The 24,202-nt window shown below is 64.4% G+C and carries 18 protein-coding genes; 10 read left to right on the top strand and 8 right to left on the bottom strand.

What is annotated here, in order from left to right; genetic code table 11:
• Positions 1 to 23: 23 nt before the first annotated feature.
• Positions 24 to 410, top strand: coding sequence for a hypothetical protein (locus AC1Q64_RS21925; RefSeq protein ID WP_492252820.1), 387 nt, complete (start codon positions 24 to 26; stop codon positions 408 to 410).
• Between the two features lie 35 nt (positions 411 to 445).
• On the opposite strand, the gene AC1Q64_RS21920 is transcribed toward AC1Q64_RS21925, so the two are convergent.
• The gene (locus AC1Q64_RS21920) at positions 446 to 3,733 is read right to left on the bottom strand and encodes an EAL domain-containing protein (protein WP_492252819.1); all 3,288 of its coding nucleotides are present in this window, start codon (positions 3,731 to 3,733) and stop codon (positions 446 to 448) included.
• Positions 3,734 to 4,043: 310 nt separating this feature from the next.
• Here AC1Q64_RS21920 and rpsU point away from each other — a divergent pair, with 310 nt between their 5' ends.
• The 3 genes from rpsU to AC1Q64_RS21905 all read left to right on the top strand — a co-directional run bounded on the left by rpsU (position 4,044) and on the right by AC1Q64_RS21905 (position 7,580).
• Positions 4,044 to 4,256 (top strand): 30S ribosomal protein S21, encoded by a 213-nt coding sequence (rpsU, locus tag AC1Q64_RS21915; RefSeq protein WP_007833691.1) that lies wholly within the window; start codon positions 4,044 to 4,046, stop codon positions 4,254 to 4,256.
• Between the two features lie 221 nt (positions 4,257 to 4,477).
• A complete protein-coding gene (locus tag AC1Q64_RS21910; RefSeq protein WP_142144474.1) occupies positions 4,478 to 4,924 on the top strand; it encodes a GatB/YqeY domain-containing protein in 447 nt (148 codons plus the stop codon).
• Positions 4,925 to 5,354: 430 nt separating this feature from the next.
• Entirely contained in the window at positions 5,355 to 7,580 is a 2,226-nt protein-coding gene (locus AC1Q64_RS21905) for a diguanylate cyclase domain-containing protein (protein ID WP_492252818.1), read from the top strand.
• A 73-nt stretch (positions 7,581 to 7,653) separates the two neighbouring features.
• Here AC1Q64_RS21905 and AC1Q64_RS21900 read toward each other — a convergent pair whose 3' ends face one another.
• Positions 7,654 to 8,592 (bottom strand): LysR substrate-binding domain-containing protein, encoded by a 939-nt coding sequence (locus tag AC1Q64_RS21900; protein WP_492252817.1) that lies wholly within the window; start codon positions 8,590 to 8,592, stop codon positions 7,654 to 7,656.
• 123 nt (positions 8,593 to 8,715) lie between these two features.
• Here AC1Q64_RS21900 and AC1Q64_RS21895 point away from each other — a divergent pair, with 123 nt between their 5' ends.
• Both AC1Q64_RS21895 and AC1Q64_RS21890 read left to right on the top strand, forming a co-directional pair.
• A complete protein-coding gene (locus AC1Q64_RS21895) occupies positions 8,716 to 9,816 on the top strand; it encodes a tartrate dehydrogenase (protein ID WP_492252816.1) in 1,101 nt (366 codons plus the stop codon).
• A 357-nt stretch (positions 9,817 to 10,173) separates the two neighbouring features.
• Positions 10,174 to 11,070, top strand: a complete 897-nt coding sequence (locus AC1Q64_RS21890) for a LysR family transcriptional regulator (RefSeq protein WP_492252815.1) — start codon at positions 10,174 to 10,176, stop codon at positions 11,068 to 11,070.
• 160 nt (positions 11,071 to 11,230) lie between these two features.
• Here the strand turns inward: AC1Q64_RS21890 and pmbA are convergent, their stop codons facing one another.
• The gene (pmbA, locus tag AC1Q64_RS21885; RefSeq protein WP_492252814.1) at positions 11,231 to 12,673 is read right to left on the bottom strand and encodes a metalloprotease PmbA; all 1,443 of its coding nucleotides are present in this window, start codon (positions 12,671 to 12,673) and stop codon (positions 11,231 to 11,233) included.
• Positions 12,674 to 12,739: 66 nt separating this feature from the next.
• On the opposite strand from pmbA, the gene yjgA reads away from it, so the two are divergent.
• From yjgA to AC1Q64_RS21870, 3 genes are all read left to right on the top strand, one after another.
• Positions 12,740 to 13,411 carry a ribosome biogenesis factor YjgA gene (gene yjgA / locus AC1Q64_RS21880; protein WP_492252813.1) on the top strand — a complete coding sequence of 224 codons (672 nt, stop codon included), beginning with the start codon at positions 12,740 to 12,742 and terminating at the stop codon, positions 13,409 to 13,411.
• Positions 13,404 to 14,003, top strand: a complete 600-nt coding sequence (gene mog, locus AC1Q64_RS21875) for a molybdopterin adenylyltransferase (RefSeq protein ID WP_291436291.1) — start codon at positions 13,404 to 13,406, stop codon at positions 14,001 to 14,003. The genes yjgA and mog overlap by 8 nt, the downstream gene beginning before the upstream one ends.
• Positions 14,004 to 14,145: 142 nt before the next feature.
• Entirely contained in the window at positions 14,146 to 15,123 is a 978-nt protein-coding gene (locus tag AC1Q64_RS21870; protein WP_492252812.1) for a hypothetical protein, read from the top strand.
• A 32-nt stretch (positions 15,124 to 15,155) separates the two neighbouring features.
• On the opposite strand, the gene cysE is transcribed toward AC1Q64_RS21870, so the two are convergent.
• Positions 15,156 to 15,938: a serine O-acetyltransferase gene (cysE, locus tag AC1Q64_RS21865; protein ID WP_056058188.1), complete on the bottom strand. Its 783-nt coding sequence runs from the start codon at positions 15,936 to 15,938 to the stop codon at positions 15,156 to 15,158.
• 36 nt (positions 15,939 to 15,974) lie between these two features.
• Complete coding sequence (locus AC1Q64_RS21860) at positions 15,975 to 16,787, bottom strand: RNA methyltransferase (RefSeq protein ID WP_492252811.1); 813 nt, start codon at positions 16,785 to 16,787, stop codon at positions 15,975 to 15,977.
• Positions 16,788 to 16,962: 175 nt separating this feature from the next.
• On the opposite strand from AC1Q64_RS21860, the gene AC1Q64_RS21855 reads away from it, so the two are divergent.
• Positions 16,963 to 17,919, top strand: coding sequence for an inositol monophosphatase family protein (locus AC1Q64_RS21855; protein ID WP_291436284.1), 957 nt, complete (start codon positions 16,963 to 16,965; stop codon positions 17,917 to 17,919).
• Positions 17,920 to 17,951: 32 nt separating this feature from the next.
• Here the strand turns inward: AC1Q64_RS21855 and AC1Q64_RS21850 are convergent, their stop codons facing one another.
• The 3 genes from AC1Q64_RS21850 to AC1Q64_RS21840 form a co-directional block, all read right to left on the bottom strand.
• Positions 17,952 to 19,082, bottom strand: coding sequence for a response regulator (locus tag AC1Q64_RS21850; RefSeq protein ID WP_291436283.1), 1,131 nt, complete (start codon positions 19,080 to 19,082; stop codon positions 17,952 to 17,954).
• A gap of 24 nt (positions 19,083 to 19,106) precedes the next feature.
• Complete coding sequence (locus tag AC1Q64_RS21845) at positions 19,107 to 23,975, bottom strand: PAS domain S-box protein (RefSeq protein WP_492252810.1); 4,869 nt, start codon at positions 23,973 to 23,975, stop codon at positions 19,107 to 19,109.
• Between the two features lie 45 nt (positions 23,976 to 24,020).
• A partial coding sequence (locus tag AC1Q64_RS21840; protein WP_492252809.1) for an EAL domain-containing protein occupies positions 24,021 to 24,202 on the bottom strand: 182 nt, incomplete at its 5' end.

Below are 24,202 nucleotides of genomic sequence, written 5' to 3'. Positions count from 1 at the left end.
CTTTCTGCCGGGTGCAGGGCCCCATGCACCAAGGCTCCTACACTCCCGTCAACAACAAGACTGCTCTCTTTCCACACATTCCTCCGGAGACCGCGATGGATGCTATGGACCGCACGGAAAAATTGCAGGCAGCTGCTACGGCTGTGGGCGCGTTGATCGCTTTTGTGCCAGCTGCCAGCTGGAGCGCAAGCGTCTTTGTGGCCATCCTTGCAGCACTCGGCGTGGGGTCACTGGCCGGTGGAGCGGTGATGGTGCACTGGTCACTCACCGATGAGGGCAACGCCTATCTAAAAGCCGACTCGCGTATTTCAGGGCGCTCCACTTCCCGCACATCATTGTGGATGGGTAATTTGGCCCCTGGATTCATTCTGGTGGGCCTTGCCGTGTTGCTGCACTTGAGATGGGGCTGAAGGCCACGCCCCTGCACAAGCCGTCATGCAGGCCGTCACGCAAGCTGCGGGGCAGGCTGCGCGACAGACGGCCCCTCGCCACGCTGCACTCCATGGTTCAAACCACGGTGCTGCAGGGCCCATGACAGCAGTTGCTCAGGCGGCAGTGGACGGCTGAAGTGATAGCCCTGCAGCTCCTCGCAGTCCAGCGCGCTTAGCACCTGGGCCGTGGCCAGGTCTTCCACGCCCTCGGCCACGATGCGCAGCCCCAGCGTGTGGCCCAGGGCGATGATGGCGCGTGTGATGGCCATGTCGGCCGGGTTTGTCAACATATCGCACACAAAGGACTTGTCCACCTTGAGCCGGTCGATATCAAAACGCTTGAGGTAGGCCAGACTGGAATACCCGGTGCCAAAGTCGTCGATGGAAAGCTGCACGCCCAGCAGCTTGAGCGCCGCCAGCTGCAGCTCGGATGCATGGGCGTTGTCCATGAGCTGCGACTCGGTGATCTCCAGCTCCAGCCGGTGGGCGGGCATGCCGGTGCGGGCCAGCAGCGCCTCGATGTCGGTCACCAGCGACGGGTCCGACATCTGCGCGGCCGACAGGTTGACCGAGATCGACACCTGGGCCAGCGGATGCGGCGATGCGGCGTCGCCCTGGCCCGCATCCAGCGCCAGGTTTTGCCAGCGCACCCACTGCTCGCAAGCCTGCTGTAACACCCAGTTGCCAATGGCCCGGATCATGCCGGTCTCTTCGGCGATGGGGATGAACTCGCTGGGCGGGATGGAGCCCAGCACCGGGCTGGTCCAGCGCAGCAGCGCCTCCACGCCCAGCAACTGGGCGCCTTTGGCGCTCAGGCGGGGCTGGAAATGCAGGCTCAGTTCCTGGCGCTCCAGTGCGCGGCGCAGTTGCTGCTCCATGGTCTGGCGGGCCACGGCGCGCTGGTCGGTCTCCATCGAATAGAACAGCGCCATGTCGCGGCCGGTGGTCTTGGCCTCGTACATGGCGGCGTCGGCGCGGCGCATCAGCTCGTCGATGTCGCTGCCGTCCTCAGGGTACACGGCAATGCCCACGCTGCAGGACACATTGAGCTCATGCCCTTCCACCGGATGGCTCTGGCGGATCAGCGGGATCAGGCGCCGCTCCACCAGCTGCTGCACATCCTCGCGCCCGGCCACGTCGCGCATCACCACCACAAACTCGTCGCCGCCCAGGCGGCTCACGGTGTCGCGGCTGCGCACGGCCTGTGTGAGACGCGCGGCCACCGAGCGCAGCAGGCCGTCGCCAATGTGGTGTCCCAGCGTGTCGTTGATGGCCTTGAAGCGGTCCAGGTCAATGAACAGCACGGCCACCTTCTCACCCGTGATGGGCGCCTGTGCCAGCGCCATCTGCAGGCGCTGCACGCACAGCGAGCGGTTGGGCAGCTCGGTGAGCACATCGTGGTGCGCCAGGAACTGGATGCGCTCCTCATTGAGTTTGCGGTCGGTGATGTCGATGGCAATGCCGATGTGGTTGGCCACCAGCCCGCCTTTGCTCTCGCGCACGGCCGACACCATGAGCCAGGCCGGATACGTCTCGCCCGAACGGCGCCGGAACCGCACCTCGCCCTGCCACGACTCCTTGTCGATCATGGTGCGGTGGATCTGGGCCGACAGCGGCTCGCCCCCGGCCTCTTCCAGCAAAAAGCCGAGGTCCTCGCCGATGACCTCGTAGAAGTCGTAGTGCGTGCTGCGGCAGAACGCCTTGTTCACGCTGATGATCTGCTGCTCGGCGTTCATGATGATGATGCCCTCGGACGAGGCTTCGAACACCTTGGCCCACAGCTCCAGGCGCTGCTCCATCACCTTGAGCACGTTGATGGGCGTGAACGCCGTGAGCACCGAGTCGCGCCCCTGGAACTGCAGGCGCCGCGCCGACAGCACGGCCCAGGAGGGCTCGGGGCTGCCCTTCCAGCGCACCTCAAACTCGTCCACCGAGCCTTGGTCGGCCAGGCGCTGAAAGAACCGCGCCCGCACGCCCGGCTCCAGCCCCACGGCCCAGGGGTCGGTCTTGCGGCCACCCAGCCAGTGGGCCGCAGGTGCGTTGGAGTGCAGCACCTCATGCTCTGGAACCGAAGTGACCACCATGGGGATGGGGAAGGCCTCCACCAGCTCGCGCTGGGCCTCGGCCGCACGGGCGCTGGCGGCCAGCTCCTGCTGCAGCACGCGGTCGCGATCGAGCTGCGAGAGCATCTCGTTGAACGCGGTGACCAGGCGGCCGATCTCGTCGCGGCTGACCCAGTGCGCGCGCAGCGTGTGGTCCCCGCTTTTGCGCACCTCGTCGGCCACGCGGGCCAGTTGCTGCAGCGGCTTGGCGATCTGGCGCGCGACCAGGGTGACGAGCGAAAGGATGCAGCCCAGCAGCACCAGCGCCGTGCCCAAGTGCAGCCACATGCGAGCAAACAGGCTGTCTGCGCGCTGGTTCAGCAAACGCTCCAGGTCCACAATGCCCGCCGACCACGCATCGCGCAACGCGCCCAGCACCTGGGCTTCCTGCACGCCCACCTGCGCCACCGTCAGGCGCGACTCGCCCGAAGCAATGCCTTGCAGCAAGGACTGAAAGCCCTCCTGCGCCGCCTTGAGCGCCTCGCGCTGGCGTACCAGCGCAGCCCGCATCTCGGGCGATCCCGCAATGAAGGCCTGGTTGTAGTCCGACTCGATGCCCAGCATCACCGCATCCAGCCGTCCCACCAGCGTCAGCAGCTCGGACGACCACTGCGGCCCGCGCCGCGACGGCGCCGCGTTCAAAAAACTGACGGTGTCATGCACTGCCTGCAGGAGCTCGGGAAACCGCAGCACCACCAGCGACATGACGTAGTAACTGTCCAGGTCCGGGTCCAGGATCAGGTTGGACTGGTTGCCCACCGTGGTGAGCAGCTCGCGCCCCTCGCGCAGCAACTGGCTGCGCAGCCGGGTGAGCGCCTGCGGATCGGCGGCTGGAACGCCCCCTTGGGGCTGGCCCGCCAGCTGCTGCAGCGCCACGCCAAACCGCTGCCCCACCTCGGCCGTGTGCAGTTGTTCGTCGTGGGCCGCACGCACCGCGTCCAGCCGGGTCAGCACATCGGCCACCAGCGGTGGTTGCTGCGACGCGTCCAGGAACTGTCCCATCAGCCCGTCACGCACCACGGCGGCATAGGTGGTGCCGACCACTTCCTTGCGCGTGAAGTCGATCGCCAGGTATTTTTCGTGGATCAGGATGCTGGAGACGTAGATCACCGCCGTCAGGTCCAGCAGATAAATGAGCATGAGCTTGCGGCCCACACTGAGCCGGCCCAGCCAGCCCGATACGCGGTGCATAAATGCCATGGTGTCTGCGGCAGGACTGCCCGGGCGGATGGCCAGGGCTCCCCACCGGTGAATAGGAGTGTTACAACATGAAGCAACTTCCACGCCATTGCGTTGCGGCGTGCCCGAAAGAAGCCCACCGGTTGCCCCGGCTGCGAGCAGACCGGGCGACCCTTGCGCCATGACTGTGGATAAAGGCTATAATCTCCGGCTTTGCTGGCAATGCCCCGTCGGCCAAATACTAGTTACAGACGGGGAAACCGCTTTGTACGGACTTGAGGCCCGATCTCCCCAAGCCCCTCTGCAAGCACCATTTGGAAAACATTAGCTAATGACTACGATCCGCGTAAAAGAAAACGAACCCTTTGACGTTGCACTGCGCCGCTTCAAGCGCACCATTGAAAAGCTCGGCCTGCTGACCGACCTGCGCGCCCGTGAGTTCTACGAAAAGCCCACCGCCGAGCGCAAGCGCAAGAAGGCTGCAGCCGTGAAGCGTCACTACAAGCGCGTTCGCAGCATGCAACTGCCCAAGAAGCTGTACTAAGTACCGCTTTGGCACTGTCCTGATACGGAGTGCCGACAAACCCGCGCTAGGGACGCCAAGCGCGGGTTTTTGTTTTTTCGGGTTTGCAAAAAGCCCCTCTGGCGTCGTTGTAGCGCCTTGCCGTAGCGAGACTACTGTCTGCGGCACTATGCCTAGCCAGAGGGGCTTTTTGCAAACCCTAAGTCCCTGCCTGACCAACACAAAGACAAAGGAAAAGCCTCATGAGCCTCAAGGACCAGATCACCGAAGACATGAAGACCGCCATGCGCGCCAAGGACAGCGAGCGCCTGGGCACCATCCGCCTGCTGCAGGCTGCGATGAAGCAAAAGGAAGTGGACGAGCGCATCGTGCTGGACGACGCAGCCGTGGTGGCCATCGTGGACAAGCTCATCAAGCAGCGCAAAGACTCGATCACCGCCTTTGAAGGCGCGGGCCGCCAGGACCTGGCCGACAAGGAAAAGGCCGAGATGGCTGTGCTGCAGGCCTATCTGCCCGAGCGCATGTCGGCTGAAGAAACGCTGGCCGCCGTTAAAGCCATCGTGGCTGAGCTGGGCGCCGCAGGCCCCGGCGACATGGGCAAGGTGATGGGCGTGGTCAAAACCCGCCTGGCCGGCAAGGCCGACATGGGCCAGGTGTCGGCTGCGGTGAAGGCAGCGCTGGCGGGCTGACTGCTGCGCACCCCGCCCCTGCACCGCGAGGTGCCAAACCCGATCATCGCAAACACTTGCAAGCCGTTATCATTTTGATAGCTGCTAGCGCTTATTGAATAAGCGCTAGCAGCTATTTTTGTTTGCAAATGCGACTGACAGCGGATCCGCCACTGGATTTTGGCGTTGGCCAGCATGTCACGGGATCGTGAAGAAAACGGTCATGGAGCCGAGCTGCACAACAGGCCGGTGCTTGGCATGCTCGGGACTGATTTTTTGCCACACGCCCCCTCTGGTCGAGCACGGAAGATCAGCCGTGCACGGGCCAAAGACCCATGCGAGCCCACAGTCCTGTGCAACACATGCCTTCCAGCCGGTGCAGGTACTGCCAGCCGCCTGCCACCATCACTTACCATCTGTAACACCCAGCCTGATCGAGAAACTCACCTGCATGCGCCCCGGCAATCCCCTTGTTGTTACGCTCAAAGCGATGGTTGCCGTGTTCATATCGGCGGCCGGTGCCATGGCCTGGGCCAACCCGACCAGCCCCGCGATGGAGTTCACCGCAGCAGAAAAGGCCTATATCGCCAAGGCAGGCGTCATCAAAATGTGCGTAGACCCGGACTGGGCACCTTTTGAGCGCATCAACCCGCAAGGAAAGCACGAAGGCATTGCGGCCGACCTGGTGCAACTGGTCGCCCAGCGCGTAGGGCTGCAAATTGAACTCCTGCCCGTCAAGGACTGGGACGAAAGCTTGGCCGCATCCAAGGCCGGGCGCTGCCAGGTCATGAGCTTTCTCAACCAATCGCCTGACCGCGATAAGTGGTTGATATTTACCTCTCCGATTTTTTCTGACCCCAACGTCATCATCACCCGGGAGGAACACAACTTTGTGGGTGACCTCAAAGGTCTGAAAGGTGAAAGTGTCGCCCTGCCGCGGGGCACCATGGTCGAGGAGCGCGTGCGCCGTGACTTTCCCAATTTGAGGGTGGTGCTGACCGCCAGCGAACCAGAATCCATGAATCTGGTCTCCGAGCGCCAGGCCGACCTGACCATCCGCTCGCTGATTGTGGCTGCCCACGCGATCAAAACGGAGGGTCTGTTCAATCTGAAAATTTCCGGCCAGATTCCCGAATACACCAACCAGTTGCGCATGGGTGTTTTGAAGGACGAACCGATACTGCGTTCGATTTTGGACAAAGGCGTCAAGACCATCACGCCACAGGAGCGCCAGGCCATTGCCAACCAGCATGTGGCCATCAATGTTCAAGAAGGCATTGACTGGGCCCGCATCTACGTGTTGCTGGCCTTGCTGGCACTGGCGATTTTGGTCGCGCTGTACGTTATCCGAAGCAATCGCCAACTCCAGGCAGCCCTGGCAGCGAGCCATGAGGCACGCAACGCCTTGCGACTGTCCGAGGAGCGCCACCGCTTTCTGGCCGACAACGCGTCAGATGTCATCTGGACCATGGATTTGAACGGGCGCAACACATACGTGAGCCCTTCCGTGGAGCGGCTAAGGGGCTACACCGTGTTCGAAGCCATGCAGCAGACCATTCACGAAGCGCTCACGCCGACCAGCGCGAAAATCGCCCAAGCAGGTCTGGATCGAGCCCTGGAGGCGGTCCGCGCCAAAAAGCAGGTCCCAGATTTTCGGGCCGAGCTGGAACAGCCTTGCAAAAATGGGGGCACGGTTTGGACGGAGGTCAGGTTCTCCGGCATCCACAACGAGGCCGGCGAGTTTGTCAATTTTCTGGGCGTGACGCGCGATATTTCCGAGCGCAAGCGCGCCGAGTTGGACTTGCACATTGCCGCCATCGTCTTTGAATCGCAAGACGGCATGATCGTGACCGATGCCCAAAAGAACATCCTGCGCGTGAACCATGCCTTTAGCCAAATTTCTGGCTATGCAGCAGCCGAGGTGATTGGCAAGACCTCGCACATGCTGCGATCAGACCGTCATACCCCCGATTTTTATGCTGCCATGTGGGCATCAATTCAAATGGCAGGCATGTGGCATGGCGAGCTTTGGAGCCAACGCAAAGACGGCGAGGTGTACCCAGAGCAAATCACCATCACTGCCGTCAAAGGCAGCACGGGACAGGTCACCCATTACGTTGCGGTGCTGCGTGACATCACAGAACGAAAGCGCTTGGAGAGAGAAGTAACGCAATTGGCGTTCTTCGACACCTTGACCCAGTTGCCCAACCGTCGGCTGTTCAACGACCGCTTGAGTCAGTCCTTGAAGCGCGCCGAGCGCGACCAACTTTCCCTGGCCTTGATGTTCATCGATCTGGACAAGTTCAAGCCCATCAATGACACCCATGGGCATGAAGCGGGTGACTTTGTGCTGCAAACGGTGGCAAAGCGTATTCAGGGTTGCCTGCGGGCCTCCGACACGGCAGCCCGCGTGGGCGGGGACGAGTTTCTGGTGCTCTTGCCAGATCTTCTGGACAGCGACGATGCGGTGGCCGTGGCTGAGAAAATCCGCCTGGCGCTTGAGCAGCCATGTATTGCGCCCAGCGGGGTGACGCTGCTGGTATCTGCAAGTATTGGTATTGCCATCTACCCAGAACATGCCCAGAGCGAGCAAGAATTGTTGCGCCTGGGTGACGTCGCCATGTATGAAGCCAAGAATGCGGGGGGCAATTTGGTGAAACTCCATCTGCACCAGTAGGCTTGCGCCTGAACTACACCCGACACCCTTTACGCTGACACCGGCGGGACAAGCACCTGCCGCTATTGCTGTCTCAACCCACGCTGCTTTGGACCGGGTCGGCGCCCGCCGCCATCCAACCGTCGGAGAAATGCGCCTGCAAAAACTCCACGCACACCCGCACCTTGGCCGACCGCTCCAGCCGCGTAGGGTACACGGCCCACACGTTGGCCTCTTGCTGCCACTGCGGCAGCACCTGCACCAGGCGCCCGGCCTGCAGGTGTGCGCCCACATCCCACAGCGAGCGCAGCACGATGCCGCGGCCATGGACCGCCCACTGCACGGCCATCTCGCCGTTGTTGGCCGACAGCGGTCCGCGCACCTTCACCGACTCTTCCTGTGCGCCGCAGCGCAAGCGCCACACGCCAAACGGATGGTCGCGCTCCTTGATCACCAGGCAGTCGTGCGCGGCCAGGTCGGCCACCGTGCGCGGAGTGCCCTTGCGCTGCAGGTAAGCGGGCGCTGCGCACAGTACACGGTGGTTGTCGGCCAGACGGCGTGCAATCAGGTGTGGCGCAATCTCGTCGCCCACGCGCACATCCAAATCGAACCCTTCGCCCGCCACGTCCACCAGCCGGTCAAACACCTCCAGCCGCACCTGCAGCCCCGGGTGTTGCTCCACCAGCCGCGACAGCGCGGGCGCCACGATCTGCCGCCCAAAGCCGAAGCTGCTGCTCACGCGCAGCATCCCGCGCGGCTCGCTGCGCGTGATGGCCACCTCCTGCATGAGTTGCTCCATGTCGTCCAGGATGCGCTGCGCCCAGTGAAAGACGCGCTCGCCCTCCTCCGTCACCGCCACCCGGCGGGTGGTGCGGTGCAGCAGCTTCACCTGCAGGTCCTGCTCCAGCAGGCGGATGCGCTTGCTCACATAGGCGGGCGACGTGCCGAGCTCGGTGGCGGCGCCGCCAAAGCTCGCCTTGCGCACGACAGCCGTGAACACACGCAGGTCTTCGGCCGCAGGATTTTTATGCACGAAGTGTGAAAGATAAGGCCACAGTTGTCAGATTGTAGTTTTTGGAGGCGCTAGGAACAATGCATCCCACAACGCTGGCCGCCCCCACGGCAGCCTCCTTCCACCGCCACCAAGGACCGCTTCATGACCGCCGCCGCCCCCAAAACCTATCGCATCGCCCTCATTGCCGGAGACGGCATCGGCAAGGAGGTGATGCCCGAGGGCCTGCGCGTGGTGCAGGCCGCCGCAGCGCGCTTTGGCATTGCGCTGGAAACCACCACCATCGACTGGGCCAGCTGCGACTACTACGCCGCCCACGGAAAGATGATGCCCGACGACTGGAAAGCGCAACTGTCGGGCATGGACGCTATCTTCTTCGGCGCCGTGGGCTGGCCCGCCACCGTGCCCGACCATGTGTCCCTCTGGGGCTCTTTGCTCAAGTTCCGCCGCGAGTTCGACCAGTACATCAACCTGCGCCCCGTGCGCCTGTTTGAAGGCGTGCCCTGCCCGCTGGCGGGCCGCCAACCCGGTGACATCGACTACTACGTGGTGCGTGAGAACACCGAGGGGGAGTACACGTCACTGGGCGGCATCATGTACGAGGGCACCGACCGCGAGATCGTGATCCAGGAGTCGGTCTACTCGCGCAAGGGCACGGACCGCCTGCTGCGCTTCGCCTTCGACCTGGCCCAGAGCCGCCCGCGCAAGCACGTGACCCTGGCCACCAAGAGCAACGGCATCGCCATCAGCATGCCGTGGTGGGACCAGCGTGCCGACGACGTCACCAAAGACTACCCCGAGGTAACGCTGGACAAGCAGCACATCGACATCCTGACCGCCCGCTTTGTGCTGCAGCCCGGCCGCTTTGATGTGGTGGCCGCCACCAACCTGTTCGGCGACATCTTGAGCGACCTGGGCCCGGCCACCACCGGCACCATCGGCCTGGCCCCCTCGGCCAACCTCAACCCCGAGCGCCACTTCCCCAGCCTGTTCGAGCCTGTGCACGGCTCGGCGCCGGACATCTATGGCAGAAACATCGCCAACCCGATTGCGATGATCTGGTCGGGCGCGCTGATGCTGGACTTCCTCACGCAGGGCCGGGGAGCGGGGCGGCAGGCGCATGACGCCATCGTCACGGCCATCGAAGAGGTCATCAAGAGCGGGCCGTGCACGCCGGACCTGGGCGGCACGGCCAGCACCACCCAGGTGGGCGAGGCGATTGTGGCGCGGGTGGCAGCCGCTTGATCGATCTTGCTCAGCGCTCCTGATTCAATAGCTGCTAGCGCCTGTCAGTAAGGCGCTAGAGGCCAATCTCACCAAATTGGCTATCAGCCACCGCCTGGCGGGACCTTGAAATGTTCGGTGATGCGGTGTTCGGCGCGCTCCGCCGCAGCGGCAATCTGCGCCGAACAGCTCCGTACCCGCACCCAACACCACCGCAACACGCCAGCGAGTGCGAGCCCTGCGTTTCGCGCCGCAGCGTGGGCAGGGACAGACGGATTGATGGCGCGACGGTAGGAGTGTTTCATAGCGCAGCGATCCTCGCGCCGGGCTTACCATCTGTAAAGTTCAATTCAATAACGATTCACTTCATAAAAGCTGATGCGTAACCTCAACCTCGACCAGTTGCAGACCCTGATTGCCATCGCCGATCTGGGCACCTTTGCAGCCGCCGCGCAGGCGCTGCACCTGGCACCGCCCACGGTCAGCATGCACATCAAGGAACTGGAATCGCGCCTGGACGCCGAACTGGTAGTGCGCGGCCGCCGCCAGGCCGACCTGACGCCTGCGGGCGAAGTGTTGGTGCGCGAGGGCCGCCAGCTGCTGCTGGCCAGCGACGACCTGGTGGAACGCGTGCGCCGCCGTGCATCAGGCCGCGAAGGCGTGGTGAGGTTGGGCGTGTCGGCAGGGGTCAGTACCCACTTGCTGCCGCGCATGCTCGAGGCCCTGGCGGCCCGCAGCCCGGGCGTGGAGATCCGGCTGGAAGCCGTGGGCTCGGCCGATGCCATGCAGCGGCTCAAGGGCGGCACGCTGGACATCGCCATTGTCGCCAGCCCCCAGCCACCGTTGCCCGAGGTACGGCAAACGCCCTGGCGCAACGACGCCATGGTGGCCCTGCTGCCTGCCGCCTGGGACGCACCCGAACGGGTCGGCCCCGACTGGCTGGCCAGCCGCCGCTGGGCATCGTTTGCGCCCGCGACGCAAATGCACGGGCTGATTGCCAACTGGTTTGGCCAGGCGGGCCACCACCCGCGCCCCTTTCTGGCCCTGAGCTACCCCGGCGCGCTCAAGAGCCTGGCGTTGGCCAGCCAGTGCGCCGCACTGCTGCCGATGGAGGAGGTGGAGGACCTGCAGGGCACGCCCAGTGTTCAGATCCGTCCCCTGCAGCCCCCACTCATGCGCCCCATGGCCGTGGCACACCGCCACCAGCCAACGCCCTCGCCTGCCGTGAAGGGCGTGCTGCAACTGCTGGCCGAATTTGCAGACTTCGCGGAGTGATGGCTGGACTTACCGACCGCCATCACGCTAGCGGCAAGCCCAGAGAGCCTGAAATCACAAAGGCCCTCGCCATGGCGAGGGCCTTTGTGAGAGACAGAGGACAAAAGTCCCACGATGCACACCGGCGGGCTGCCCCCACGGCATGCCGTATCCGTGAGCGTCAGCTCCCCGCCACCTTCATGCGGTTGACCAGAATGGATCCCACCGTCTTGGCCCCGTAGTTGTAGGCATCGGCGCCCACGGCCTCGATGCCCTTTAGCATGTCCTTGAGGTTGCCCGCAATGGTGATCTCGTGCACGGGATAGGCGATCTTGCCGTTCTCGACCCAGAAGCCACTCGCTCCACGCGAGTAGTCGCCGGTGACGTAGTTCACGCCCTGGCCCATCAGTTCCACCACAAACAGGCCCGTACCCAGCTTTTGCAGCATGGCGTCCAGGTCGTCGCTGGTCTGCGTGAGGCGCGATGTCATCACCAGGTTGTGCGAGCCACCCGCATTGCCCGTGGTCTTCATACCCAGCTTGCGGGCCGAATAGCTGGACAGGAAGTAGCCCTCGACGCGCCCTCCTTTGACTACCTTGCGGGGCGCCACGCGCACACCCTCTTCATCGAACGGCGAGCTGCCCTTGCCGCGCAGGATGAAAGGGTCTTCCAGAACGTCGATGTGCTTGGGGAACACCATCTTGCCCAGCGAGTCGAGCAAGAAGCTGCTCTTGCGGTACAGCGAGCCGCCACTGATAGCCTGCACAAAACCGCCCAGCAGGCCTGCGGCCAGGGTCGATTCGAACAGCACCGGGCATTGCGTGGTGGGAATCTTGCGCGACCCGAGGCGGCTCAGAGCGCGCTGCGCAGCGTAGCGGCCCACGGCCTCTGGCGAGGCCAGCTCGGCGGCATCGCGCATGGAGCTGTACCAGGCATCGCGCTGCATCTCGGCGTTCCTACCGGGCAACGAAGCAATAGGAGCGACCGAAAAGCTGTGGCGCGAGCTGGCATAGCCGCCGCGAAAGCCGCGCGTGTGAGCGCTGAAAAAGTGGCTTTGCTGGGCCGACACGCCAGCACCTTCGCTGTTGGTGATGCGGCGATGGGTCTTGAATGCCGCGGCCTCGCAGGCCTTGGCCAGCTCTGCGGCTTCTTCGCTGGTGATGGCCCAGGGGTGGAAGAGCTGCAGGTCGCGGTGCGTATCCTGGGGCGCGATATCGTCGGCGTCGGGCAGGCCGGCTACAGGGTCTTCGGCCGTGAAGCGGGCGATGTCATAGGCTGCCTGCACGGTCTGCTCGATAGCCCTGTCAGAGAAGTCCGAGGTGCTGGCATTGCCCCGGCGGTGGCCGATATAGACCGTCACGCCCAAGGATTTGTCGCGGTTACGCTCCACGTTCTCCAGCTCGCCCTTGCGCACGCTGACTGACAGGCCACAGCCCTCGGACGCCTCGGCGCCCGCGTCGGTGGCGCCGAGCTTTTTGGCATGGGCCAGGGCGCGGTCCACCAGGTCTTCAAAAAACGGGCGGCTGTAGCTGAAGCCGCTGTCAGGGGTGCGGGAGGTGGCAGCTGCGGGCACAGCAGCCAGCGCGCCGGAGGTGCGCGGGGCGCGGTTGGAGGGTTTGTTCATAGCGGCAGCTATGATACTTGCCGCTGTGGCGCGCTCTGCGCCACTTGTTTTTTGCCCCCACCACCCATGTCACGCAAACCCAAAAAAGGCTACTTTGTGCGAGGCCAGTTCGTTGCCGAAGGCAGCGAACTGGACATTCAGCTCAAGGCCGAACTCAAAGGCACGCCCGATGCCAGCCGCACCGACCTCAAACGCGAGAGCGACGAACTGCAGGACCTGGGCAAGGAGCTTTTGAACCTGCGCGCCGACCTGTTCGACGCCGTGGGCCTGCCCGACAAACTGGTGGAGGCGCTGGCCGAGGCCAAGCGCATCACCAACTTCGAAGGCAAGCGCCGCCAGATGCAGTATGTGGGCAAGCTCATGCGCAAGCTCGAACCCGAGCTGGTGCAGGCTGCCCGTCAGGCCCTGGAGGAGCAGCACAAGGGCTCGGCCACCGAAAAGCTGCGGCTGCACCTGGCCGAGCAATGGCGCGACCGCCTGATCGCCGACGACGATGCGCTGGCCCCCTGGATGGCCGAGCATCCCGACACCGACACCCAGCAGCTGCGCGCGCTGATCCGCCAGGCCCGCAAGGATGCGCAGCCTGCGGGCAAGGAGGCCAACGTCCAGGTCTCGCAAGGCCTGGCGCCCCGCAAGGGCCGTGCATACCGCGAGCTGTTCCAGCTGCTGCGCGAGCACCTGGGCGGCACCGGCACGGCAGATGCCAGCGACACCGACGAGGACAACGACGATGAGTGAAGCCGTCCACGACGCCGTCAAGATCGGCATCGTCTCCATCAGCGACCGCGCCAGCAGCGGCGTCTATGAAGACAAGGGCCTGCCTGCCTTGCAGGACTGGCTGACGCGCGCGCTGTACAACCCCATCACCTTCGAGTCGCGCCTGATCCCCGACGAGCAAGCCGGCATCAGCGCCGCGCTGATCGAACTGGTCAACGCGGGCTGCAGCCTGGTGTTGACGACTGGCGGCACCGGCCCTGCGCTGCGCGACGTGACGCCCGAGGCCACGCTGGCCGTGGCGCACAAGGAGATGCCGGGCTTTGGCGAGCAGATGCGCCAGATCAGCCTGAAGTTCGTGCCCACCGCCATCCTGTCGCGCCAGGTCGCTGTGATCCGAGACCAGAGCCTGATCATTAATCTGCCTGGTCAGCCGAAGGCGATTGCCGAAACGCTGGAGGGGCTGAAGGACGCCAACGGCCAGCAGATCGTGCCGGGCATCTTCGCCGCCGTGCCTTACTGCGTAGACCTGATCGGTGGGCCGTACCTGGAAACGCGGGATGAGGTCTGCAAGGCGTTCCGGCCCAAGAACGCTGTCCGGGCCAAGACCGCCTGAACCGCCTGCAGGCCAGCGCTGGCCCACGGGCGGAAGCTCCCCCCCATCGCCCATCACACAGACGATGAAGTACCTTGCCTTCGCCCTCCCCCATCTACTGATAGTCGCCCTGGCCTTGTGGATGTATGTGCGCATACGCGCCATGAAACAGCGCCAGGATGCTTTGGTGAAGGACCTCAAGGGCAGGCACTACTGGCGCATCAACCTGGCCCGCCCCGCATTTTTTGGACGCTGGATGCGGCTTATGGTTTTCGAAGCCAAGGGCGTGCTGATCGACGATGGAGAAGCATTCCGCATCCGGGGGCATTGGGCCAAGACGGGCAAGGCTTTCGAGTCGTTGGTGCCCAAATCGGGGCTGAAGGTCGAGTGGCTGGGCAACCAATCCATCAAGACGGGCAACATCCACTGGGCTCGGCTGGACACCCCAAAAGGCCAGGTGCTGTTCACCGCCGATACCGGCTGGAGCGCCGGGCCGTCGCGCGAGGCCTTGTGCGACATCTTCCGCTCGGCGTTCCCAGACTATCCGCTGGACGAAGCGAACACACACGATTTCGCACTGGAGAAGAACCCTCGCAGCCTGGGCGCGACGGTGCTGTTCCTGGGCCTGATGCTGTTTGCGCTGCTCGACAGCTTTGTGTTCTCCGGCTACGAGCTGACGGATGTGCAGCTCTTCAGCATCCTGCGCTCGCCCCTGACCTGGCTGGTGGCGTCGGTGGGCATCGCAACGTTGGTGGCACTGTGCTACCGGTTCTTCGCTGCAGGGCGCATCCCCTCGCGCGAATCGATGGCGCTGGCCCTGATGCTGGGCGCCGTATCGGCCGGGGCTGCCCTGCCCGTGCTCAAGCGGGTAGACCAAATGCTGGCAGGCTCGGTGTCAGAAGACCACGCATACCGCCTGTCGGGCACCTATCGGCTGGAGCCCATCGACACCACGCAGGGCCTGCCGCCACTGAAGTTTCTGCGCATGCGGGACTATTGGGAGCAATGGCCCGATGGCAGCGAACACCGCATTCCGCTGATGCACGGACCGCTGGGGCTGTGGCAACTGGACCACGCAAAGTTTGATCCGCCCATCGTGGCTTTCTACGAAAAGAAGAGCAGCAAGCCTGCCAAGCACTGAGCCCGCAGTGCCCAGACGCAACGGCAGGAAGCCTACTTGCCGACCAGCTCGTTGAGCTTGCCCGCCTCGAACTGCTCCTTGATCGCCGCGTCACAGGGCACGCAGTCCTTGGCCTGCAGGTTGGCGGCCGAGAGCTTTTCGATCGCCTGCCACAAGAGCGCGATCTGGTGCTCTTGCGATGAAGCGTTATCGATCAGCCCGCGCATGGCCTGCGAGAGCGGGTCGTCCTCCTGCGTGATGCCGTAGGCGGTGAATTTGCGCGATGGCTGGGGCTCGGTCACGTCGGCGCTCTGGCCTTCCTTGGACGGGATGATGCGTGCCGGGATGCCCACGGCCGTGGCGCCAGCGGGCACGGGTTTGATGACCACGGCATTGCTGCCGATCTTGGCGCCGTCGCCCACTTCAAAGCCGCCCAACACCTTGGCGCCTGCACTCACCACCACATCTTTGCCCAGCGTGGGGTGGCGCTTGGTGCCCTTGTAGAGCGAGGTACCGCCCAGGGTCACGCCCTGGTAGATGGTGCAGCCATCGCCGATCTCAGCGGTTTCGCCCACCACCACGCCCATGGCGTGGTCGAAGAACACACGCTCCCCGATCTTGGCGCCGGGATGGATCTCGATGCCGGTGAACCAGCGCGCAAAGTGCGAGATGAAGCGCCCCAGCCACTTCAGGCCGTGGTGCCAGCACCAGTGCGCGGGGCGGTGCAGCCAGATCGCGTGCAGGCCTGGATAACAGGTGATCACCTCCCACGTGCTGCGCGCGGCAGGATCGCGGTCGAGGATGCACTGGATATCGGAGCGCAAGCGGGCGAGCATTGGTTGTTATGGTTATTTGTAAATGGGCCGCACAGTCTATCGTTTTGGCCCGCTCGCCTCGATCATGGCTTTGGCGACACCTCTCAAGATGTGGATTTCCTCGGGGCTGAGCTGCGCGCGGTTGAAAAGCTGGTTGAGGCGGGGCATGAGCTTCTTGGGCGCGGCCGGGTCCAGAAAGCCGATGGATGTGAGCGCCTGCTCCCAGTGGCCCAGCATGCCCGCCACCTGGGCCGCGTCGGCCAACGCACGCGGCGGGGTGGCATCCTGCACCGCAAAGCCGCCCTGCGCCATGCGCCACTCGTAGGCGATCACCTGGATGGCCGCACCCAGGTTGAGCGAGCCAAAGCCGGGGTTGGTGGGAATCGACAGCGCCACGTGGCAGCGGTACACGTCCTCGTTGGTCATGCCAAACCGCTCCGAACCAAAGAGAAAGGCCACACCGGCCTGCGGGGCCGCGCCAGGGTCTGCAGGGGCAGATTCGCCTGCGCTTTGAGCGTTTTTGGCCGCTTGCGCTAGTGTTTCATGCCTGAGTAGCTCACTTTTTAATAGCGCTTCAAAGTGCGCACGCGGCGCTGCTGTAGGGGGGCCAAAATCGCGTGGCGTCATGGCCGTGGCGCACAGGTGGCTGATACCGTCGAGCGCCTCGTCCAGCGTGGCGACGATGCGTGCGTTGTTCAGCACATCGAGGGCGCCGCTGGCGCGCTGGATGGTTTCCTCGCGCCTGAGCACGTTAGCCCAGCGGGGAGCGACCAGCACCAGGTCGTCAAACCCCATGGTTTTCATGGCACGGGCGGCGGCGCCCACATTGCCGGCGTGGCTGGTGTTGATCAGGACAAAACGGGTCTTCATGGGCAGGCGGAGCGAGAGGCGGAAAGCGGCCAGTTAGGCAAAAAAGGGCACTGCGGGTAAAATCCCGCCCTCTATTGTCGCCGCCCGCATCGCCGGGACGGGTCGGACCTCCCCGCTCATCCTGTACGCAGACGCACGTGCCACCATGGCCACGCTCTGCCAACCACCACAATTTATGTCGTCCAATCTGCACCCCATGCTCAACGTGGCCATCAAGGCCGCACGCGCCGCCGGCGCCATCATCAACCGCGCGGCCCTGGACGTGGAATCGGTGCGGATCTCGCAAAAGCAGATCAACGACTTTGTGACCGAGGTGGATCACGCCTCCGAAAAGATCATCATCGAGACGCTGCTGACGGCGTACCCCGGCCACGGCATCCTGGCCGAAGAGTCGGGCAAGGAATACGGCGCCAAGGATTCGGAATTTGTCTGGATCATCGACCCGCTGGACGGCACCACCAACTTCATCCACGGCTTTCCCGTGTATTGCGTCAGCATCGCGCTGGCCGTCAAGGGCAAGGTCGAGCAGGCCGTCGTGTACGACCCCACCCGCAACGACCTGTTCACCGCCACCAAGGGCCGCGGCGCCTACCTGAACGAGCGCCGCATTCGCGTGAGCAAGCGCACCCAGCTCAAGGACTGCCTGATCTCCACCGGCTTCCCCTTCCGCCCGGGCGACAACTTCAAGAGCTACCTGAACATGATGGCAGACGTGATGCAGCGCACCGCCGGCCTGCGCCGCCCCGGCGCCGCCGCGCTGGACCTGGCCTACGTGGCTGCGGGCTTCACCGACGGCTTCTTTGAAACGGGCCTGTCGATCTGGGACGTGGCAGCGGGCTCGCTGCTGGTGACCGAGGCCGGCGGCCTCGTGGGCAACTTCACGGGCGAGGCCGATTTTCTGGAGCAGCGCGAGTGCCTGGCCGGCAACCCCCGCATCTACGGCCAGCTGGTGCCCATCCTGGGCAAGTACAGCAAGTTTGCAAGCGCTGGCGACAAGGCGGCCGTACGCCAGGCAGCGACTCCCGACACGCCCGAAGCCAACAACATTCCAGAGACAGAAGGCGCTGCGGACGCTGCTGAGTCGGTGGCCCCCGAAGCAGACGCCGCCAAGGGCGAAGACGCGCCGTTCTGATCTTCCGTGCCCTCGCCCTTCGGGGCGAGGCGCTAGGCAGGGTCTGGATATTTCTGCGCGATGCTGCGGAAGTCTTCCGCAATGTCCACAAACGCGTCCACCATGTCGGGGTCAAAATGTGTGCCCTTGCCCCGGACGATGGTGTTGCAGGCCTGGTCGTGCGAAAACGCGGGCTTGTACACACGTCTGCTGATGAGCGCGTCATACACATCGGCCACCGCCATCAGGCGCGCAGACACCGGGATGGCGTCGCCCGCCAGGCCCTGCGGGTAGCCGGAGCCGTCCCACTTTTCCTGGTGGCTGTAGGCGATCTCCTTGGACACGCTCAAAAAGGCCACGCGCATGCCCAGGCGCCGCTCGGCCTCGTCAATGGCGTTGCGGCCCAGCGTGGTATGGGTCTTCATGACCTCAAACTCCTCCACCGTGAGCTTGCCCGGTTTGAGCAGGATGCTGTCTGGGATGCCGATCTTGCCGATGTCGTGCAAAGGGGCCGACTTGTAGAGCAACTCGATCATGCGGTCGTTGAGCACATGCTCAAAACGCGGATGGTGACGCAGCCGCTCGGCCAGGGTCTTCACATACAGCTGGGTGCGGCGGATGTGGTTGCCGGTTTCGTTATCGCGTGTTTCAGCCAATGAGGTCATGGCCATGATGGTCACATCCTGAATGGCCTGCACCTCCAGCGTGCGCATGGCGACCTCGCGCTCCAGATAAGCGCTTTTGTCGCGCAAGAAGTCGGCTGTGGCCTTGAGTGCCAGGTGCGTGTTGACGCGCGCCAGCAGAATGGGTGGGCTGATGGGTTTGGTGATGTAGTCCACGGCGCCCAGCGCCAGTCCCATGCGCTCATCGTCGGTGTCGGAACGCGCTGTGAGAAAAATCACCGGGATGTCGCGCGTGGCGGGCGCCTCCTTGAGGCGACGACAGACCTCGTAGCCATCCACCTCGGGCATCATGATGTCCAGCAGGATCAGGTCAGGCGGCGTGGCCGACTGCGCGATCTTGAGCGCCTTCTCGCCGTGGTTGGCCACCTTTACCAGGTAATGCTCGCGCAGCAGGCTGCCCATGAGGGTGAGGTTCTCGGGCGTGTCGTCCACCACGAGCACGGTGGCAATCGGCTTGTCTACCAGGGTCGCCGGGCTGGAGGCAAAAGGCGCGTTGTCCATGCAAATGTCCTGCGTGAGTGCCGTTCAGGGGGTTTCGAGGGCCGGTGGTTCGGAGCCTGGCACCGCAGCCATGGCCTCCAGCGCCTGCTCGAAATCGAAATTCAGGGTGTGCTTTTCGACGGTCTGGAAGACGCTGCCCAGCGCCGCCTTGAGTACCACGCCATTGTGTTGGAAAAATTCAGTGGCTGCAGGATCGTCCTGCTCCAGCAGCTGGCGCAAATACTGCTCGGCTTCGGCTGGCGTAGCGCCATGCCCCAGCGCCACTGCGGCCGTCGCCAGCCCTGGCGCAGGTGTTGCACGCGCCTGCACGGCTTGCAGCACCCAGTCCTGTAGGCCTTGCAGCAATGGCTGCAGCGCGGCCCGCAACTCGGCCAGCAACGACACGATGGCCTCGTTGCCATGGCGAAAGCGCAGTGCATGCTCCAGCGCCTGGGCACGGTCCGACACGGCCTGCGCGCCAATGTTGGCTGCCACTGACCGCAGCGTGTGGGCCAGGCGTTCGGCCAGTGCGACATCGTGCACCGCCAGCGCACGCTGCAGCTCTGCGAGAACCGGAGCCTGTCCTTGCACAAAGCGGCGCAGCATCTCCGCGTACAAGCCCGGCTTGCCCAGCGCACGCTGAAGACCCAGCTGGGTGTCCAGCCCCGGCAGGTCAGGAGCATCCACCGATGGCCATCCCGCCACCGTCGCGCTGGCGACTGCCGCAGATGCCACCGCATGGGCTGCGCTGCTGCGAGCGGGAGCAGCCCCTGCACCCAAGCCCTGGCGAGGACGGATCCAGCGGGCCAACGCGGCCCAGAGTGCCGCGGGCTCTATGGGCTTGGCGACATGGTCGTTCATGCCAGCTGCAAAGCAGCGCTGGCGATCAGCCTCCATGGCGTTGGCTGTCATCGCAATGATGGGCAACTGCGCATGGCGTGGGTTGCCACGCAGCAGGCGGGTGGCGGTCTCGCCGTCCATAGTGGGCATCTGCATGTCCATGAGCACGGCGTCGTAGTGCTTGCGCTCGATGCGATCGATGGCGATCTGCCCGTTCTCGGCCACATCCACGGCAAAGCCCGCATCCAGCAGCAGCTCCATGGCCACCATCTGGTTGAGTTCGTTGTCCTCGACCAGCAGCACACTGGCGCCCCGGATGTCCAGGGGTAGCTCATCGGCAGCCGGCGCAGGAGCGACGGTGCAACGCCCAGCCGTGCCCGTCCCCTCCAGCGGTTGCATCAGCGTATCGAACAGCAGCGAAGCATTGACGGGCTTGATGAGCACGGTTTCGATGCCCTGAGCACGGGCGGCCCGCATCACGTCCTCGCGGCCGTAGGCCGTGACCATGAGCATCTGCGGCACCTTGGGCATGCCCAGGCTGCGGATGTGGCCTGCCAGTTCCACGCCGTCCATGCCCGGCATGTGCCAGTCCAGCAGCAACAGACCGAACGGCTGTTGCTGAGCGATGGACTCGCGCAGCCGGTTCAACGCCTCCAGGCCCGAATGGGCCTGCTCCACCACAAACCCCATCGCCAGGAGCATGTCGGACAGCACGGTGGCAGCGGTATGGTTGTCGTCCACCACCAGCACTCTGGTGCCGCGCAGGTCGGGCGGCGGCAGCAGAACCCGTGCCGGAGCGCCACGCTCCAAAGGCACCGACACCCAGAAAGTGGAGCCTTTGCCGAAACTGCTCTCCACGCCCACTTCTCCGCCCATCAGCTCCGCCAGGCTCTTGCAGATCGCCAGGCCCAGGCCTGTGCCGCCGTAGCGGCGAGTGGTCGAAGTATCCGCCTGCTGGAAGCTCTGGAACAGGCGCCCCATCTGCTCCTCGGTCAGCCCGATGCCGGTGTCGCGCACCTCGAAACGCAGCCGGACCTGGTTCCCCGCAGCCTCCAGCAGCCGCACGGCAATGCTGATCTCGCCGGATTCGGTGAACTTGATGGCGTTGTTGGCGTAGTTGATGAGGATCTGACCCAGGCGCAGCGCGTCGCCCACGAGGTTGGGAGGTACGTCGCCGGCCACATCGCAGACCAGCTCCAGCCCCTTGGCACCGGCCTTGTAGCCCACCACGTCGGACACGCTCTCGAGCATGCGGTCCAGCAAGAAAGGCTGGCGCTCCACCACCAACTTGCCCGCCTCGATCTTGGAGAAGTCCAGGATGTCGTTGATGACACCCAGCAGGTGCTGGCCCGCCTGCTGGATCTTGCTCACGTAATCGTGCTGGCGCGGGGACAGGCCCGATTTGAGCGCCAGGTGAGACATGCCGATGATCGCGTTCATGGGCGTGCGGATCTCATGGCTCATGTTGGCCAGGAAGTTGGACTTGAGCGCTGTGGACTCCTCGGCCAACTCCTTGGCGCGGCGCAGCTCCTGCTCAGCACGCTGGCGGTCGGTGATGTCCACAAACGTGCCGATGGTGCCACCCGCCGTGCCATCGGGGCGCGCAAAGCCATGCAGCCAGAACAGGGTGTGGTGCAGTTCCCCGTCGGCGTAAGGCAGATCAACCTCGCGGTGCACCGAACGCTCGCCGTCCATGGCTTGTACCGCATCCTGCTCAAAGCGCGTGCGAATCTCCTGCGGCAGATACTCCAGGTCCATCACCGTCTTGCCGATCAGCGCTTCGCGCGAGACGCCAAAGGCCTGCTCGTAAGCGCGGTTCACACCGATATAGCGGCCATCCGCGCCCTTGTAGAACAGGGGCACCGGAATGGCGTCAATCAACGCCTGCTGAAAATCGAGCTGTCCGGCCACCTGCTCCTCCAGGAGCTTCTGGTCGTGGATGTCCACATTGACGCCCACCACCCGCACTGGCTGGCCCTGGGTGTTGCGGAAGATGCGTGCGGCCTCCAGGAACCAGCGCACCTCTCCGTCGGGGCGCACGATGCGCCAGGAGTCACGCAGGTAGTCCTCGGTGCCTGCAAGGCAGCTATCGAAATAAGCACTTGCCTGGTCGCGGTCGTCCGGATGCAGACAGCTGAGCCAGTAGTCGCGCGTCTGCGGCTGCGTGCCTGGGGGCAGGCCCATCATCTGCGCCAGCTTGTCCGACCAGAGGATTTCGCCGGTGACCAGGTTCAGATCGAACACCCCGATCTTGCCGGCCTCCTGTGCGAGCTCCAAGCGCTCCTGAGCCTGCTGGATCACGCGCTCGGCACGCCGCTGCTCACTGACATCTTCAATGACCCAGATCGAGGCGGTGCCAAAGTCGTCCATCTTGACGCTGCGACCCGCCAGGCGCGCCTCGAACTGGCTGCCATCGAGCCGGTAGAGAGTGGCGGTCTCGCGCAAGGCCTGACCCGATGCCAGTGCGGGCGTGACACGGGCGGTGAACAGGTCGGCATGGCCCGTTCCGCCGAACAGCACCGACACTCCAAGGCCCAAAAGCTGCGAGGCCGTGCCGCCCATGAGGTCCAAAAACGCCGGGTTGAACTGGCGGAACTGCCCATCGCACACCAGCACGATGGGCGGTGCGTTGTCAAAGATGGCCGTCTGCTGCTCCAGCAGTTCGTTGAGCAGGCGCTCGCGGCGCTCCAGCTCCTTTTGTGCCTGGATGCGTTCAGACACGTCCTCGTGCAGGCCCACAATGCCGATGCGCTTGCCGCGCCCGTCAAACACGGGAGACAACGTGGCCTCGTCGTGGTAGGTACTCCCGTCCTTGCGCCGGTTGACGAACTGGCCCCGCCAGGATTTTCCCGACAGCAGCGCAGACCACATCAGCTGGTAAGTCTGCGCAGGCGTCTGCCCGCTGGCCACCAGCGAAGGCTTTTTGCCGCGCACCTCGTCCAGCGAATAGCCCGTGTTGCGCTCATACTGGGGATTGACCCAATCGATACGGCCGTCGCCGTCGGTGATGACCACCGACACCGGGCTGCTCTCCAGCGCCGCACCCAGCACCCGAAACCGTTCCAGTGCACTGGCCACGCGGGCCCGGCTGCGCAGCAAGTCCAGCAGCAGCAGGCCCAGCAGACAAAGCAACACAAAGGCCACGGCACCGATGCGCGCTCGCTGCGCCGACGACATCAGGGCGCTGATGTCGTCCAGCGCCACCAGTTGCCACTCGCCTGTGGGGTCGTGCCAGTCAATGGCCCGGCGCTCGACGGCGTGGGTGACGCCGTTGATCTGGACCTCACCGGTATCGGCCGCAAAAGGCAACGCCGAAGCCACGCCGTTGTCGAAGTGGCGGCCGAACTGGAGCGTGGCGCGGATGGCATCGATGCGCGCCTGCGTGAGCGGTGGCGCCACTGCAAACTGCCACTCGGGCCGGGTGGCGGCAAATGCCACGCCCTGCGGCGACAGCAGCACCATGGGCAGACCCGCGCGCTTGAGCAGCAGGTCCACCGGCTCAAAACCCACCTTGAACATCACCACACCAATGATGTTGCTCGATGGCGTGTCGCTTTCGTACAGGGGCGCTGCGTAGTAAAGCCCACGCTCCTGGGTGTTGCTGCCAATAGCGGCATACACGCTGTTGGCGCCCTGGATGGCCTGCTGGAAGTACGGGCGGAATGCAAGGTTCAGCCCCGTGGATCGTTCGCCAGGCGTCTCGTGCGCTACCACGGTGCCATCGGCCGACATCACATACACGCCTTGCACCAGAAAGCGCCCGCGCGCCACGGCAAGGCGGGACAGCGCCACCGGGTGGTCAGGGGGCAAACGGCCCAGCGCCATGTCCTTGAGCAGCGGCTCGCTCAGGCCCATCAGCGATACCGCTCCCAGCATGGAGCCACCGGTGGTCTGGGCTTGCAGGGTGTCTGCCGTCTGGTGCAACAAACGTGAACGCTCGATCGCCCGCTCGCCAGCGCGCCAGTGCTGTGCAACCTGCACCACCAGCACTGCGCCCATCAATGCCAGGGCCACTGCCAGCAGCAGGCCACGAATGCCAGGGGCCTTACGGTCCAGAAGCTTGTCAAACCACATGCCTACGTCCTTGCCACGCAGGCCAACGACCCCGTGGACTCGCCGTCAACCTGCGGGATACAGCAATGCATCGATAGCCTCCGCCGGCCCGGGCCTTCCAAACAGATACCCCTGGAACCCCTCACACCCATGCAGCCTCAGGAACGACAACTGCCCCGTCGTCTCCACCCCCTCCGCCACCACCTCCAGGTCCAGGCTCTTGGCCAGCGCCAGGATCGTCCTAACAA

It is taken from the genome of Acidovorax sp. GW835-FHT14G06, assembly GCF_058793595.1.
The sequence above is the reverse complement of the archived record's forward strand: the minus strand, read 5'-3'. Positions and strand labels throughout refer to the sequence as shown.